Raw genomic sequence first — 13,022 nt, 5'->3', positions numbered from 1 at the left:
GACGTCAGCGGCTCCACCTAGCATCGAACAAACGTCCGCTGTAATTGTATGGCTTGAGCAGCATGAGGGTCCTCGGAGGTGTTGTCCGTGGGTAGGCAATGGTCGGACGGCGTTGGGGGCTCGGTACCCGCCGTGTCTGCGGACCCTTTCGTGGACGGCACCATGCCCGACGACGCCTGGCTCGCCGCGCTGTTCGCCGAGTGTGAGGCGCTGTTCGGTGACGATGACGGGCGGCACGGGCTGGACGCACCGCCGGGGCCGGAACGGTGTGACGCCGTGTCCGGCGGCCGGCTGGACTCTCCTGCAGATCTCGGGCCGGTGGCGCTGTGGCCGGACGAGATGCTGCAGGAGGCGCTGACCGAAGCACCAGGCGCCGAGCTGGCGCGGGTGGTCAGCGAGGTCGCGGGGCTGGGTGCCGGACTCCGAGGTGGCGTGGACTCCGCGTTCACCGGCGCCACCGAGGACAGGTCTGGCCCGTTGGCTGCCCTGTCCGACGACATGCTGGCGGATCTCGCGGGCGCGTGTGCCCGGCTGCAGTCGTGGGCGGCTGGAGTCCAGGCATATGCCATGGCGGAGCGGGCCGGGCGTGAGTCGAGCCCGCTGGCTCATCACTCGTTGGTCGGTCAGGTCACGGCGGAGCTCGTGGTCACCCAGGCTGAGGGTTCCGAGGTAGTGGTGCGGGCGGAGTCAGGTGCCGAGCACCCCACGGTGATCAGTGCGCTGGTCGACGGCCGGATCGACGTGAAAAAGGCGCACACGCTGCTGCGGTCGGCTGCTCAGTTGACGGTGGCGGAGCGGGCCGAAGCGATTGCCCGATACCTGCCACAGGCGCCGTACCGCACCTGGCGGTGGCTGCGGAACAAGCTCCTGGCCTTCGCGAAGGCCAGGCACGGGGCGGAGGAGACGGCGCGGGCCGCGGCGTTGGATCGGAATGTTCAGCTGGACCGGGCGGAGAATGACATGGGTTGGTTCTCGGCGTATCTGCCGGCGGTGGATGCTGCGGCGGTGTGGGGTGTCGTGGACGACATGGCGCACCAGTTGCGGTACACGGCGGGTGAGGAGCGGACCCTGGGTCAGCTGCGTGCGGACTGCCTGACGGGGATCGTGACCGGCCGGTTGCTGCCCGGAGACCGGTTCGCGCCGAGGGGCCAGGTCGAGGTCGTCGCACGCACTGGCTCGGATTCCGGAGATGCCGGTCTCGGTCCCGTCTGCTCGTGCGGTGGTCGGGCGCCCGTTGTCCACGAGACGGTCGTGCGGGTGACGCCGACACGGCCGGTCGTCCGGGTCACGGTCCCTGCGAGCGCGCTCCTGGGTCTGGACGACATGCCTGGTGAACTGGACGGGTTCGGATCGGTACCCGCTGAGACTGCACGGCTGATCGCCGACGATGCCACCTGGCAGCGGCTGCTCACCGACCCGGTCACCGGGGTGCTCACCGATTACTCGACCACCACGTACAAGCCGGGCCGGGTGCTCCGGTCTGCGGTCGAGGCCAGGGACGGGACCTGCACCTTCATCGGCTGTGATGCGGTGGCGGTGTCGTGCGACCTGGACCATATCGAGCCCTTCGACCATGAGCGCGACCAGGAAGCTGGTCAGCGCCCAGCCGGGGAGCCTGTGCGCGGGCAGACCCGTGCCGACAATCTCCACGCGCTCTGCCGACGGCACCATCTGCTGAAGACGCACGCGGGCTGGGGTGTCGAGCGGGACCCGAGCACCGGGATCACCACCTGGACCGTACCGGCAGGGCGGGCACATGTCCGTCCTCCGACGGTGCTCGACACCCGGGTCGACCTGGAGGAGGTCGACCCGGACACCAGTCACGACCTGACTCTGCGTGCCCTGACCGGACGCCGACTGCCTCGTGCCTACGCCGCGGCTTCACCAGCGACCGCCTCCTCCGATTCCTCTGACCTCACCGCCCGATCTGGGCCCGGCGATCCTGCTGCCTCAGATCGATCCGGCGAGCCGCCGTTCTGAACCAGAAGACAACTACGTTTCGACCGAGACCGGTCCGGGACTGACCGTGACCCCGGAACCGGCAGCCACCAGACCCCGCCATGACCGCTTGCCCCTCGACCGCGACCCGCCACCGCCGGGAACAACCCGCCCGCGCCGACAGGTTGAGACGGGTGCGCCTCGAACTCAGGGGGCGACCACGCGGCGAGAGGGGCGAGCACATGGGCGAGTCGCGGGACGAAGGGCTGGACGAGCTGATCGGGGCGATACCCGAGGGCTGGTCACGCGCGCAGATCGCTGGGCAGACCTGGGGAGTCACCCGCACCACGCGCGCGGGCGGCAAGGTCGTCTCGTTCGAGGCGGAGCACCTCGGCGGCGCCGAAGGGCTCGGCGCGAACATCTGGTTCACCGCCGACGGCGCCGTGCTCAAGCCGTGCGAGGTCCCGGCAGAGAGCGTGCTGCAGGTCCTGCGCGCCGCGGCGTCATCGCACCGGCCCTGACCTCAGACCTCGACACCCCCGTCCGAGTCCGACGGCAGCTCCGGCTGGCGCAGTCGCACGTACGAGTCGGCCATACGCTCCTCGACGGCTCTCCGGGCCGCGCGGGATCGCCCTCGCTGAGCACGGTCCGCAGCTCCTCGTGCTCCGCGTACCCGACGGTGGGCAAGTCCGGGATGTTGGCGTTGCACGTGCGCAGGAAGAACGCTGGCTGCGGGGCGGTCGGGCGCTCGGGGAGAGCAGTCAGGTTGAAAACGTACACCGACGTACGTTTTGATGAGCGGGCGGCGGAGCCCTCCGTCGTCCGCTGAGGAGAGGCCTTGCCATGCGCTGTCCGACGAGCCCCGACGCCGTCTTCGCCGTCCCCGTGAAGGAGAGCTGACCGGTGGGAGCGCCCAGCCACCTCCGCCGGACGGGCGGCGTCGCCCTGGGGCTCTGCGTACTGGCCGCGGTGGCCGGCTGTGCCTCGGGCGAGGTGGCCTCCGTGCCTGACGATCGGGCGGGCACCGCCGAACGCGTCCTCCAGGTGACCTCGGTGCACGAGGCGACCGGGATGACCCTGCTGGAGGGGCCCACCTTCGGCGAGGACGGCAGGCTCTACCTGGTGGACGTCACGGCTCCGGCCGGCGAGCCCAAGGTCATGGCGGTCGACCTCGACACCCGGGAGGTCGACCCGGTCTTCACCGACACCGCCGGTGCCTACACCTCGGCGCAGTTCAGCCCCGTGGACGGGCGGCTCTACCTCACCGACTACGCGGGCGGGCGGATCGTCAGCATCACCCCCGACGGCGACGACCCCAGGACCGTCGCCGAGGGCCGGGTCAAGGGCCGCGCCATGCACCCCGACGACCTCACGTTCGACGAGGCGGGGAACATGTTCGTCACCGACTCCGCGTACACGCCCTACCCGAGCGGGGAACCGGCGGGCCGGGTGCTGCGGGTCGATGGCGACACGGGTCGGGTGACCGTGCTGGCGGACGACCAGCCGAACCCGAACGGGATCTCGCTCGACGTCGGCGGCGACGCGCTCTGGGTCAGCCACCTCGACGCCAACCGCATCGACCGGCTCGTCCTCGACCAGGACCGGAAGGCGGTCGTCTCGGGGCACACGGCGATCCAGGTCGACGGCGGTGTCGCCCAGACGGACTCGAACGCCGTCGACGCCGCGGGGAACGTCTACCAGGGCATGCACGGCCGCCCGGAGGTCCGGGTGTACGGCCCCGACGGCACGCACCTGACCACGATCTCGATCCCGGCGGAGGACGAGGGCCTGCAGTCCGCGACCAACATCGCGATCCGGCCAGGGGCCACGGACGCCTACGCGACGGTCAGCGGTCCCGCGGGCGGTTTCGTCTACCGGTTCGACGCGCTGGCCGAGGGGACCCGACAGTCGAACGGCGGCTGACCCCGGGGAGCGGCGGCGTCCCTGGGGTCAGCGGTCAGATGGTCTCGGCGATGTGCTTGATGGCGGCGAGACGGCGGTCCCACTCGGTACCGATGGCGTCGAGGCGGCGGGCCACGGCGCTGAGCTCGGTCCCGATGACGCGGTACCGCACCTCGCGGCCGACCTGCACGGTCTCCACCAGGCCGACCTCCTGGAGCACCGCGAGATGCTTCGCGATGGCCTGCCGGGTGACGGGCAGGCTCCGGGCCAGGGCGGACGCCGAGGCGTCGCCCTGGCCGAGGGCGGTCAGGATGCTCCACCGGGTCTCGTCGGCGAGTGCGCTGCACATGGCGACCACGGCTCCGTCCAGGGATGGTCCGGTGCTCATGCCCGGCCCTCGAGGAGGGCGACGAGCTTGTCGAGCTCCCCGTCCCAGCCGCCACGGTGGTCGGTCATGAGCCCCGTCGGGTCGCCGGTGTGCTCGAACCCGGTCTCGACGACGGTGAGCCGGGTGCCGCCGGAGATCGCCTCGAGGGTGAAGGTGAAGACCGTCGAACGCTGCTCGTCGACGGTGTCCGGGAGCGGGCCCTCCTCGTTGCACCAGCGGTAGGAGACCTCCTTCGGGGGCTCGAAGGTCTCGACCCGGATCGGCACCCGGCGCTCGCCGGGCCAGCCGATCGTGCCGAGGGCGCCGGCGCCGGAACCAGTGAGCGTCACCTGGCCGAACCACTGCGAGATCAGCTCGGGTTCGGTGACGGTGCGCCAGACCTTCTCGACGGGTGCGTCGATCCGGATCGTGCGTCGCACGGTGAAGGTGTCGGCGTCGATCACTGCCTGGGGGTTCTGCGTGTTCTCCATGAGCGTTCCCATCTCTGTGTTGTGTCCGTGGTCTGGTACGTCGGCGGTCAGGAGGCGGTGGCGGGTTCGGGTTCTGCGGGCACTTCCGCTTGCGGTGCGAGCGCGGGGCGCAGCGAGCGGGTCACGATCGCGGCGACGACGGACACCGTGGCGAGGACCGCGGCCGTCACGATCGCCGCGGGGACGCCGCCGACGTCGATCGCCTGCCCTCCGGCGAAGGCGCCGATGGCGTCGCCGAGGTTGCCGGCCGACGCGGGCAGGGAGGCCGCGAGGATGGCGCCGGGGCCGGCGAGGTGCTCGACGCGGTGCTGCCAGGGGCTCGTGATGCCCGCACCGCAGATGCCGAGGGCGAGCAGTCCGACCACCGCGGCGACGGGGCTCGCGCCCCAGAGGGCGAGCCCGGCGAGCGAGGTCGCCACGCCGACGGCGCCGAGCACCAGGGCGCGCGCGGCTCCGGCGTCGGCGAACCTGCCGCCCGCGAACGAGCCCACCGTGGCGGCGATCCCGAAGGCCAGCAGACACGCCCCGATCCACGGTCCGGAGACCCCGGCGACGTCGCCCAGGAAGGGGACGAGGTAGGTCTGCGCCGCCGAGGAGCCGGCGAACAGCAGGGCACCCACCGCGAGCACCGCCAGCACGCGCGGTGCGAGCGCGAACCGCAGCTGACCCAGGATCCGGACCCCGGTCTCGGCCGGTACCCGGGGGACGATGAGCACGGCGACCAGGAGAGCGGCGGCCGCCGCCAGGACCACGACGAGGAACGACGCGCGCCACCCCACCGCCTGGCCGAGCAGCCGGCCCAGCGGCATCCCCACCGCGCCGGAGACGGCGAACCCGGAGATCACGACCGCCATCGCCCGCCCGGCGCGGTCCCGGGGCACGATCGAGGTCGCGGTGGTGATTGCGGCCGCGATGAACAGCCCCTCCACCGCGCCGATCGCGACCCGGGCTGCGACGAAGGCCTCCAGGCCGGCGCCGAGGGCGGGCAGCAGGTTCAGCGCCGTGAACACGGCGAGCGCGCTGAGCAGCACCGGCCGCCGGTCGAGCCGGGCGGTCAGGAACGTCAGCAGGGGTCCGCCGATCGCGATCCCGATCGCGTTCGCGGACACCAGCGCGCCCACCGCGGACAGGGGGACGGCGAGGTCAGCGGCCATCAGGTCGAGCATGCCCGCGACGAGCATCTCGGCGCACCCCATCACGAACGTCCCGAGGAACAGCACGCTCAGGGCGATCGTCACTCGGGAACGACTTCCTTCGGTACGACTCCGTCGATCAGGCATCAGGACCTCCGAGTATCTGCAACTCTGTGGTTGCACAAGAGCCTGACACGGTTCTCGGCGACATGCAACCCCAGGGTTGCATATACTCGGCCGGCGTTGCTGCGTTCCGTGGCGTTGGTGCGTGCGCCGTCGATATCCTCCGGTTCGTGGGAGAAGTCGAGATCGGCGACCGCCGCCGCAATGACGCCCTCCGTGTCCTGGTGCTCGCGGTCGAGCTGGCTGTCGCGGCGGCGATCGTGGTCTGGGCGCTCCTGGACATCTGGGCGCTGGCCTACCCTCCGGGCGTCGGCACGGTGTGCCCGCTGATCTATCCGGCCCCGGCCGGGTGCGGGCCCCGCGCCCGGTTCACACCGGCCTTCGTCTCGGCGGTTGTGCTCTCGGTCGGCTACAGCGCGGTGACGTTCCTCCTGCTGACCGTCGGTCGGCGGTCGGTCGTCGCAGCGGTGTGGGCGCTCTGCGGCCTGGCGATACTAGGCGTCCTGGCCGTCCAGTTCGTCACCTGGGGAGGCGTGCGCGGCTGAGCGGGTCGCGTGGAGCACGCCGAGCTCTGTCGTCGTCGGCTGAACCTTCCGGGGAGGGGGTGCGTCATGGGGAACATGAGCATCCACGCACCCGAGCGGGCCGAGGTCCGTGTGGTCCGTTCCAAGGACCAGGAGTTCGTCGCGTTCGTCAGGGACGCCCGTCCGTACCTGTTCCGCACCGCGTTCCTGCTGTGCGGCGACCCGCACCGGGCCGAGGACCTGGTCCAGAGCACGTTCGAGCGGGTCTACCGGTCGTGGCACCGGGTTGGTAGCGAGCCGCGTGCCTACGCCCGCCGGGTCCTCGTCAACCTGCGCACCGATACCTGGCGCCGCACCGGTCGCACGGATCTGCCCGGCGACGACGTGCTCCGGCTGCCCGACACCCCGGACCACGCTGCTCGCGTCGCCGTGCGGGACGAGCTGGTCCGGGCGCTGGCGCAGCTACCGCTGCAGCAGCGCCGGGTGGTGGTCATGCGGCACCTGCTGGACTTGTCCGAGGCGCAGGTCGCCGGTGAGCTGGGGAGGTCGGTGGGGACCGTGAAGTCGGCGAACGCGCGTGGCCTGGAGAATCTGCGCGTCATCCTGGAGCACGCGGACCTGGCGGACATCCCCGTGCCGCACCGCGACGCGGCCGAGACGGTCGGCGGGAGCCGGGCGGCATTGCGCAGACGGCGCACGGTGCAAGGGGTGCTCGGCGGGGTGGCCGCTCTCCTGGTGGTGTTCTTCCTGGCGGGGCCGGTCACGGTCCCGGGCGCGGGCCTGGTCGCGCTCCCGGGCAGCGAATGGTTCCGGTCGCTCGTGGGCCTGGAACGGCCCGACGGCGACACCGACCTTTCGCTCGGGGACTGCCCGGCGGAGACCTCGGCCGAGGATGTCCCGCCCTGGCTGGAGGGGCGGTGCGTCCTCACCGTGGACGTGGGGGCGGCACCGGACGCCGTGGAGGCGGGGGTCGTTGTCGGGGTGGGCGAGCCGACGGCGGGTGCAGGTCTGCCGGACACCCTCGCGGCGGACGGCTCGGTCATCACCTTCGCCGATATGCCCCCGGGTTCCGACGACGGCGACAGTTCCCCCGACCAGGAGCTGGTCCTGGAGCTGCGCGAGGCCACGGGTGAAACCAGCCTGGTGGCCGTCAACGGCACGGTCGACGGACGCCGCGCCGAGATCTCGGACGTCGTGCGGCAGGGCGACCGCGTCGCTTGGCTGGAGGTGGCGACGCCCAGGAGCGAGTCGGCGTCGTGGGCGGTCCGCGTCGTCGACGACGTGCGGGACCCCGAGGTGCGCACGCTCGTCGAGTCGTCCGGCGATCCGGTGCCGGTGGGGTACCGGATCGGGCTGAGTGGCGCGTATCTGCACCTGCAGCGCCTCGCGGACCAGGGCGAGATCGAGCAGGCGCAGGTCCCGCTGGCGACCGGAGCGACCGGGGAGGCCGAGATCCTGGCCACCGGCGCTACCGCGTTCGCCGTCACGCCGGACGGGGTCGTGTGGGCGCGGAACAACGTCCTTACGGGCATCGTGTTCGCCGATCGGCGGGACGACGGCGTCCGGCGAGTGCCTGTGGAGCTCGCGCCGGTAGCCGGCAACTCCCTCGAGACGGTGACCGAGATGGCGGCGTCGAGCGCCCTGCTCGCGTGGGGCCTGCCGGGTGGCCTCGAGGTGCTCGACCGGGAGACGGGGGCCATGACGCTGGTCGAGCTGGACGGAGAAGCGTCGGGGATAGACGTCGACGGCGGAACGGTGGTCTGGACGAGCTCGCGGGACAACGAGGGAACGGGACATCTGCTGCTCGGCGGCCGGGTCTACCGGCTGGGCGACAGGGTCGTCGAGGTCGCCGTGGCGGGAGAGTGGCTGTCCTGGGTCACCGTGGAGTCCGGGGGATCCGCTCTGCGGGAGCACCTGGCGCGGATCGTGGCGGTGGAAGGATGACGCCTCGAGCCGTCTTCGCAGCCGGCGACCTGTTTGCGCCGCACCCCGAGCGCTCGGGGAGGCCCGTTGGGCATATATTCCTAGGAATATTATTCCTCGGCAGATAGTTGGGCCGGGTATGCAACCTTTCTTCGACGCCTTGGTCCGGTACGAGACCGACCTGTGGGCGATGGTGGAGGACCGACTCGCCACCGAGGGGGCGATCACGCTGGCGAAGTTGGAGGCCCTCCGGGTGGTCGACCGGTACGCGGGACGGTGTCGGGTCAACGAGCTCGCCGCGGATCTTTCGATCACGGTCGGAGCGGCGAGCAAGCTCGTGGACCGAGTCGAGCGGGCCGGGCTGGTCCGACGCGAGCCCAACCCGGACGACCGCCGCTCGGCCCTGGTCGTGCTCACTCGACCGGGTGTGGCTGCGCTCGAGACCGCTGACCAGGTCGCGACCGGGGCTCTTGACGAGCATCTGGCGGGGTCGGGAGTCGACGTCGCCGAGATGACCCGTCAGCTCTCGTTGCTGCGCACGCAGCTGACCGCGGACCAGAGGGTTCCGGGGGTGACGAGATGACCAGGACGATGCGTGCCGTGGTGCTTGACGGGCCGGGCGGTCCGGAGATGCTGCAGGTGCGGCTGGTGCCCGTCCCGGAGCCCAGGGCCGGATGGGTGCGGATCAGGGTCGAGGCGTTCGGCCTGAACAGGTCCGAGCTGCACTTTCGTCAAGGAGTTGCCTACAGCGGGTCCTTTCCCCGAGTGCCGGGCATCGAGGCGGTCGGGGTCGTCGACCTGGACGCGGACGGCCTGCTGGCCGCGGGCACGCAGGTGGCGACAATGATGGGCGGGATGGGTCGCGAGTTCGACGGCGGCTACGCCCAGTACGTGACCGTGCCGGCCAGGCAGGTGATCCCGTTCCGCAGTGACCTGCCCTGGGCGGTGCTCGGGGCCGTGCCCGAGATGCTGCAGACCGCGGCCGGATCCCTGCGGGTGGGCCTCCAAGCGCGGGACGGGCAGTCGCTGCTCATCCGCGGAGGCACCTCGTCCGTCGGCCTGGCACTTGCCGTGCTCGGCAAGGCACGCGGGATGACCGTCGTCTCCACGACACGGTCTGCCGGCAGACGGGCACTGCTGGAATCGGTCGGTGTCGACCACGTGCTGGTTGACGACGGAGCCGTGGCGTCGGCGGTCCGCGAGCTCGTGCCTGGCGGGGTGGACGGCGCCGTCGAGCTCGTGGGCACCAACGTCCTGCGCGACACCCTCCGTGCGGTGCGCACCGGCGGTACGGCCTGCTTCACCGGGATGCTCTCCGACCAGTGGACGATCCCGGAGTTCTACCCGATGGACTGGCTGCCCAACGGTGTGCGGCTGACCGCCTACTCCGGCGAGGGGACGGACCTCGCGCCCGCCACCTTGCAGGACTTCCTCGACGACGTCGCCGGGGGTCGCGCCGTCGTGCCGGTCGGACGCGTGTACCGGCTCGAGGAGATCCAGGCCGCCCACCGCGACATGGAGGCTGGCACGCTCGGCGGGAAGGGCGTGGTGCTGCTGTGATCGTTCCGCTGGAGATCTGGCACGCGCGCTGGCTTGCGCAGCGCGACTCCGCGCTCCTGGCGCGGGAACGAGGGTCTTGCGGTGCCTGTGTTCTGAGCCTTGGGGTGGTGGGCGGTTCGCCGGTCTAGACGCCGACGGAATCCAGGGAGACGCCGGTGAGTCGTTCGGCTTCGGCCCAGAGGCGGGCGGCGGTCTGTTCGTCCTGGCCACGCCGAGAAACTTTCGCCGGTCCGGGCCGTCCGACCAGGTTGAAGCGGGGGCCGTAGTACCCGCCCTGGGTCACGTCGGGTCGGGTCGCGGCGTACAACATCGGCGCGGCACCGGCCGCGGCGGAGTGCTGCGGTGTGATCCGCCAGGCGATCCGGATCGCGAGGATGGGTCGGTCGCCGTATTGGGCGCCGTTGTCGAAGATGCTGGTCGATGCATTACCGGGGTGAGCACCCAGGGACAGCAGGTTCCAACCGCGACGCTTGGCGATGCGGGCCAGTTCCTGGCCCAGGAGCAGGTCGGCCAGCTTCGAGCGGCCGTACGCACCGTTGGCGTCGTAGCTCCTCTCCCAATTGAGATCGTCGAAGTCGATCGGTGCCTGGTTCCCGCTGGACATCGTCACCACCCGCGGGGCCTGCGCCCGCAGCAGGAGGGGCAGCAGTCGCACGGTGAGTGCGAAGTGGCCGAAGAAGTTGGTGCCGAGCTGCATCTCGAGCCCGTCGACGGTCTCGTAGCGCTTCGGGAGCATCATGACGCCGGCGTTGTTCAGTAGCAGGTCCACCGGGCGCCCCTCGGCGATCAGCTGCTCGGTGAACCCCTCGACGCTGGACAGGTCGGCCAGGTCCAGGTGACGTACCTCGATGTCTGCCGTGGGGTGCTGGGCCAGGATGCTCTTCCGTGCGTCCGCGCCCTTGGTCGTGCTGCGCACGGCGATGATCACCCTCGCGCCGGCGGCGGCCAGCCCGCGAGCTGCCTCCTTGCCCGTGCCGCTGTTGGCACCCGTGACGATCGCCAGCCGGCCGGTCTGGTCCGGGATCTCGTAGGCCATGTCCCCTCCTTAGAGAACAGCGTTCTGTTGTATCCGGCGACGCTAACATACTGCTGTTCTCTTAACAAGAGAGGGGTGTTCTGTAATACTGGGCCCATGAGCTTTCAGCGGGCACGCAGCGCGGAGCAGCGGGAGGAGCGGCGCATCGCCATCCTGACCGCGACGGCATCGATGCTGGCCGAGATGCCGGTCGCGCAGGTGAGCCTCAACGGGATCAGTCGTCGGGTCGGCCTGGCCACGTCGAACGTGCTGCGCTACTTCGAGTCGCGCGAGGCGATCCTGCTCGAGCTGCTCAACGCCCAGCTCCGCGACTGGTCCTCCCAGGTCGAGGCGGAGCTTGCGCGGGTGTCGGGACCGGTGCGAGAGCGCGCGGAGCAGGTCGCCGCAGGCCTGGCGGCCACGCTCGCCGCCAGGCCCGTGATGTGCGACCTCATCAGTGCCCAGGCCGGGGTGCTGGAGCGCAACATCTCCACCGAGGTGGCTCTTGCGCACAAGCGAAACATGGCCGAACCTGTGCAGATGCTCGTCCGGGCCATCACCCGCGCGCTGCCCGAACTCTCACCGGAGGATGCGTACCAGTCGGTCGCCGTCACGCTGCTCATGACGGCAGGCGCCTGGCCGCACAGTCGGCCCTCCGATGCGCTTGTTGCCGCCTATGAGGCGGACCCGGCCCTGACGGCCCAGCAGACTGAGTACCAACCGTTCATGCGCAGCACACTCACATTGACCTACGCAGGCCTGCTCGCCCGGGCAGGCGAGCAGGCCATCTCGCCTCTCGATGCTGGAACCTGAACGCGTCTGTTTGGCTGCTCCGCCTGAGATCTGCCCGTGCCGGGCCGAGAATCGATTGATGGAAGCGGACCGTCACCCAGGCTTCGAATCCAGGAGCTGAGCGCGACGGTCGAACGGCGCCGGAGCACCGGGCGGGCGGCGGCCCGGCCGGGGTGTCAGCCCGGTCGTGTGGTCTCGTCGTCGAAGTCTTGGCGGGCAGCGAGTGATTCAGCGGCGTCGCGCCGACGGCGTCAGCTCATGTGCGCCGTAGCTGTTGTCGTCGGGGTTGACGGTGACGCCGGGGGCGACGATCTCGTCGATCCGGTCGAGGACGTCGGCACTGAGTGTGACGTCCAGGGCCGGCAGGTACGACTCGAGCTGTTCCATCGTGCGGGGGCCGACGATCGCGGAGGTTACGCCGGGGTGGTTGATCACCCAGGCGATGGACATCTCGATCAAGGACAGGCCGCTCTTCTCGGCGAGCTGTGCGAGGTTCTCGACGACGTCGAGCTTGCGCTGGTTGGCGGGACGGGTCATGTCGAACCGCGCACCGGGCCGGGCGCTGGATGTCGGGGACGACGCCGCATCCTTGCGCCAGCGACCCGACAACCATCCGCCGCTGAGCGGGCTGTAGGTCAGCGTGCCCATCCCGTGGCGCTGGACGGCGGGCAGGATGTCCTCCTCGATGCCGCGCACGAGGATGGAGTAGGGCGGCTGTTCGGTGACGAACCGCTCCAGGCGACGGTCGGCCGAGGCCCACTGGGCCTCGACGATCTGCGACCCGGAGTACGAGGACGATCCGATGTAGCGAACCTTGCCCTGACGGACCAGGTCGGTCAGGGCGCCGAGCGTCTCGGTCACGTCGACGGCCGGGTCAGGCCGGTGGACCTGGTACAGGTCCAGGTGGTCGGTCTTCAGGCGCCGCAGCGAGCTCTCGACCTCGCGGATGATCCAGCGGCGCGACCCGCCGCGGTGGTTGGGGTCGTCGCCCATCGGCATGAAGAACTTGGTGGCGAGGAAGACCTCGTCGCGGCGGCCGGAGATGGCCTCGCCGACGATGTCCTCGGAGACCCCCGCGGAGTACACGTCTGCGGTGTCGATGACATTGATCCCCGCATCGAGGGCGCGGTGGATGATCCGGGTGGCGTCGTCGCGGTCGTCGTTGCCCCAGGGGCCGAACATCATGGCGCCCAGCGTGAGCGGGCTGATCCGGACGCCGGTGCGTCCGAGCGGGCGGTAGTCCATGGTGGTCTC

The 13,022-nt window shown here is 70.8% G+C and carries 13 protein-coding genes; 8 read left to right on the top strand and 5 right to left on the bottom strand.

Features of this window, described 5'->3' with window-relative positions:
• Positions 1–150: 150 nt before the first annotated feature.
• The 3 genes from ACZ7LE_RS21175 (at position 151) to ACZ7LE_RS21165 (ending at position 3,861) form a co-directional block, all read left to right on the top strand.
• The gene (locus ACZ7LE_RS21175) at positions 151–1,980 is read left to right on the top strand and encodes an HNH endonuclease signature motif containing protein (RefSeq protein WP_470405211.1); all 1,830 of its coding nucleotides are present in this window, start codon (positions 151–153) and stop codon (positions 1,978–1,980) included.
• A 200-nt stretch (positions 1,981–2,180) separates the two neighbouring features.
• Positions 2,181–2,459, top strand: coding sequence for a hypothetical protein (locus ACZ7LE_RS21170; RefSeq protein ID WP_470405210.1), 279 nt, complete (start codon positions 2,181–2,183; stop codon positions 2,457–2,459).
• 481 nt (positions 2,460–2,940) lie between these two features.
• The gene (locus ACZ7LE_RS21165) at positions 2,941–3,861 is read left to right on the top strand and encodes an SMP-30/gluconolactonase/LRE family protein (protein WP_470405209.1); all 921 of its coding nucleotides are present in this window, start codon (positions 2,941–2,943) and stop codon (positions 3,859–3,861) included.
• 34 nt (positions 3,862–3,895) lie between these two features.
• Here the strand turns inward: ACZ7LE_RS21165 and ACZ7LE_RS21160 are convergent, their stop codons facing one another.
• The 3 genes from ACZ7LE_RS21160 to ACZ7LE_RS21150 are packed head-to-tail and all read right to left on the bottom strand — an operon-like array spanning position 3,896 to position 5,936.
• On the bottom strand, positions 3,896–4,228 hold the full coding sequence (locus ACZ7LE_RS21160; protein ID WP_470405208.1) for an ArsR/SmtB family transcription factor: 333 nt from the start codon (positions 4,226–4,228) through the stop codon (positions 3,896–3,898).
• The gene (locus ACZ7LE_RS21155) at positions 4,225–4,710 is read right to left on the bottom strand and encodes an SRPBCC domain-containing protein (RefSeq protein ID WP_470405207.1); all 486 of its coding nucleotides are present in this window, start codon (positions 4,708–4,710) and stop codon (positions 4,225–4,227) included. Before ACZ7LE_RS21155 ends, ACZ7LE_RS21160 begins: the two co-directional genes overlap by 4 nt.
• 35 nt (positions 4,711–4,745) lie before the next feature.
• Positions 4,746–5,936 (bottom strand): MFS transporter, encoded by a 1,191-nt coding sequence (locus ACZ7LE_RS21150; RefSeq protein WP_470405206.1) that lies wholly within the window; start codon positions 5,934–5,936, stop codon positions 4,746–4,748.
• A gap of 188 nt (positions 5,937–6,124) precedes the next feature.
• Between ACZ7LE_RS21150 and ACZ7LE_RS21145 the strand changes: the two genes are divergently transcribed.
• The 4 genes from ACZ7LE_RS21145 to ACZ7LE_RS21130 all read left to right on the top strand — a co-directional run bounded on the left by ACZ7LE_RS21145 (position 6,125) and on the right by ACZ7LE_RS21130 (position 9,961).
• Positions 6,125–6,499, top strand: a complete 375-nt coding sequence (locus tag ACZ7LE_RS21145; RefSeq protein WP_470405205.1) for a hypothetical protein — start codon at positions 6,125–6,127, stop codon at positions 6,497–6,499.
• Positions 6,500–6,574: 75 nt separating this feature from the next.
• A complete protein-coding gene (locus ACZ7LE_RS21140; RefSeq protein WP_470405204.1) occupies positions 6,575–8,422 on the top strand; it encodes a SigE family RNA polymerase sigma factor in 1,848 nt (615 codons plus the stop codon).
• A 118-nt stretch (positions 8,423–8,540) separates the two neighbouring features.
• Positions 8,541–8,984: a MarR family winged helix-turn-helix transcriptional regulator gene (locus ACZ7LE_RS21135; protein WP_470405203.1), complete on the top strand. Its 444-nt coding sequence runs from the start codon at positions 8,541–8,543 to the stop codon at positions 8,982–8,984.
• Positions 8,981–9,961: a zinc-binding dehydrogenase gene (locus ACZ7LE_RS21130; RefSeq protein WP_470405202.1), complete on the top strand. Its 981-nt coding sequence runs from the start codon at positions 8,981–8,983 to the stop codon at positions 9,959–9,961. Before ACZ7LE_RS21135 ends, ACZ7LE_RS21130 begins: the two co-directional genes overlap by 4 nt.
• 124 nt (positions 9,962–10,085) lie before the next feature.
• Here the strand turns inward: ACZ7LE_RS21130 and ACZ7LE_RS21125 are convergent, their stop codons facing one another.
• On the bottom strand, positions 10,086–10,997 hold the full coding sequence (locus tag ACZ7LE_RS21125) for an SDR family oxidoreductase (protein ID WP_470405201.1): 912 nt from the start codon (positions 10,995–10,997) through the stop codon (positions 10,086–10,088).
• A gap of 96 nt (positions 10,998–11,093) precedes the next feature.
• On the opposite strand from ACZ7LE_RS21125, the gene ACZ7LE_RS21120 reads away from it, so the two are divergent.
• Positions 11,094–11,789, top strand: coding sequence for a TetR/AcrR family transcriptional regulator (locus ACZ7LE_RS21120; RefSeq protein ID WP_470405200.1), 696 nt, complete (start codon positions 11,094–11,096; stop codon positions 11,787–11,789).
• A 207-nt stretch (positions 11,790–11,996) separates the two neighbouring features.
• Here the strand turns inward: ACZ7LE_RS21120 and ACZ7LE_RS21115 are convergent, their stop codons facing one another.
• Entirely contained in the window at positions 11,997–13,013 is a 1,017-nt protein-coding gene (locus ACZ7LE_RS21115; protein WP_470405199.1) for an aldo/keto reductase, read from the bottom strand.
• Positions 13,014–13,022: the final 9 nt, after the last annotated feature.

It is taken from the genome of Promicromonospora sp. NPDC110617 (assembly GCF_055598465.1).
The sequence above is the reverse complement of the archived record's forward strand: the minus strand, read 5'-3'. Positions and strand labels throughout refer to the sequence as shown.

Bases quoted from the DNA above. Each gene is read 5' to 3' on its own strand.
- ACZ7LE_RS21155 (WP_470405207.1), bottom strand. From the start codon at position 4,710: ATGGGAACGCTCATGGAGAACACGCAGAACCCCCAGGCAGTGATCGAC.
- ACZ7LE_RS21125 (WP_470405201.1), bottom strand. From the start codon at position 10,997: ATGGCCTACGAGATCCCGGACCAGACCGGCCGGCTGGCGATCGTCACG.
- ACZ7LE_RS21130 (WP_470405202.1), top strand. From the start codon at position 8,981: ATGACCAGGACGATGCGTGCCGTGGTGCTTGACGGGCCGGGCGGTCCG.
- ACZ7LE_RS21115 (WP_470405199.1), bottom strand. From the start codon at position 13,013: ATGGACTACCGCCCGCTCGGACGCACCGGCGTCCGGATCAGCCCGCTC.
- ACZ7LE_RS21140 (WP_470405204.1), top strand. From the start codon at position 6,575: ATGAGCATCCACGCACCCGAGCGGGCCGAGGTCCGTGTGGTCCGTTCC.
- ACZ7LE_RS21170 (WP_470405210.1), top strand. From the start codon at position 2,181: ATGGGCGAGTCGCGGGACGAAGGGCTGGACGAGCTGATCGGGGCGATA.
- ACZ7LE_RS21120 (WP_470405200.1), top strand. From the start codon at position 11,094: ATGAGCTTTCAGCGGGCACGCAGCGCGGAGCAGCGGGAGGAGCGGCGC.
- ACZ7LE_RS21135 (WP_470405203.1), top strand. From the start codon at position 8,541: ATGCAACCTTTCTTCGACGCCTTGGTCCGGTACGAGACCGACCTGTGG.
- ACZ7LE_RS21160 (WP_470405208.1), bottom strand. From the start codon at position 4,228: ATGAGCACCGGACCATCCCTGGACGGAGCCGTGGTCGCCATGTGCAGC.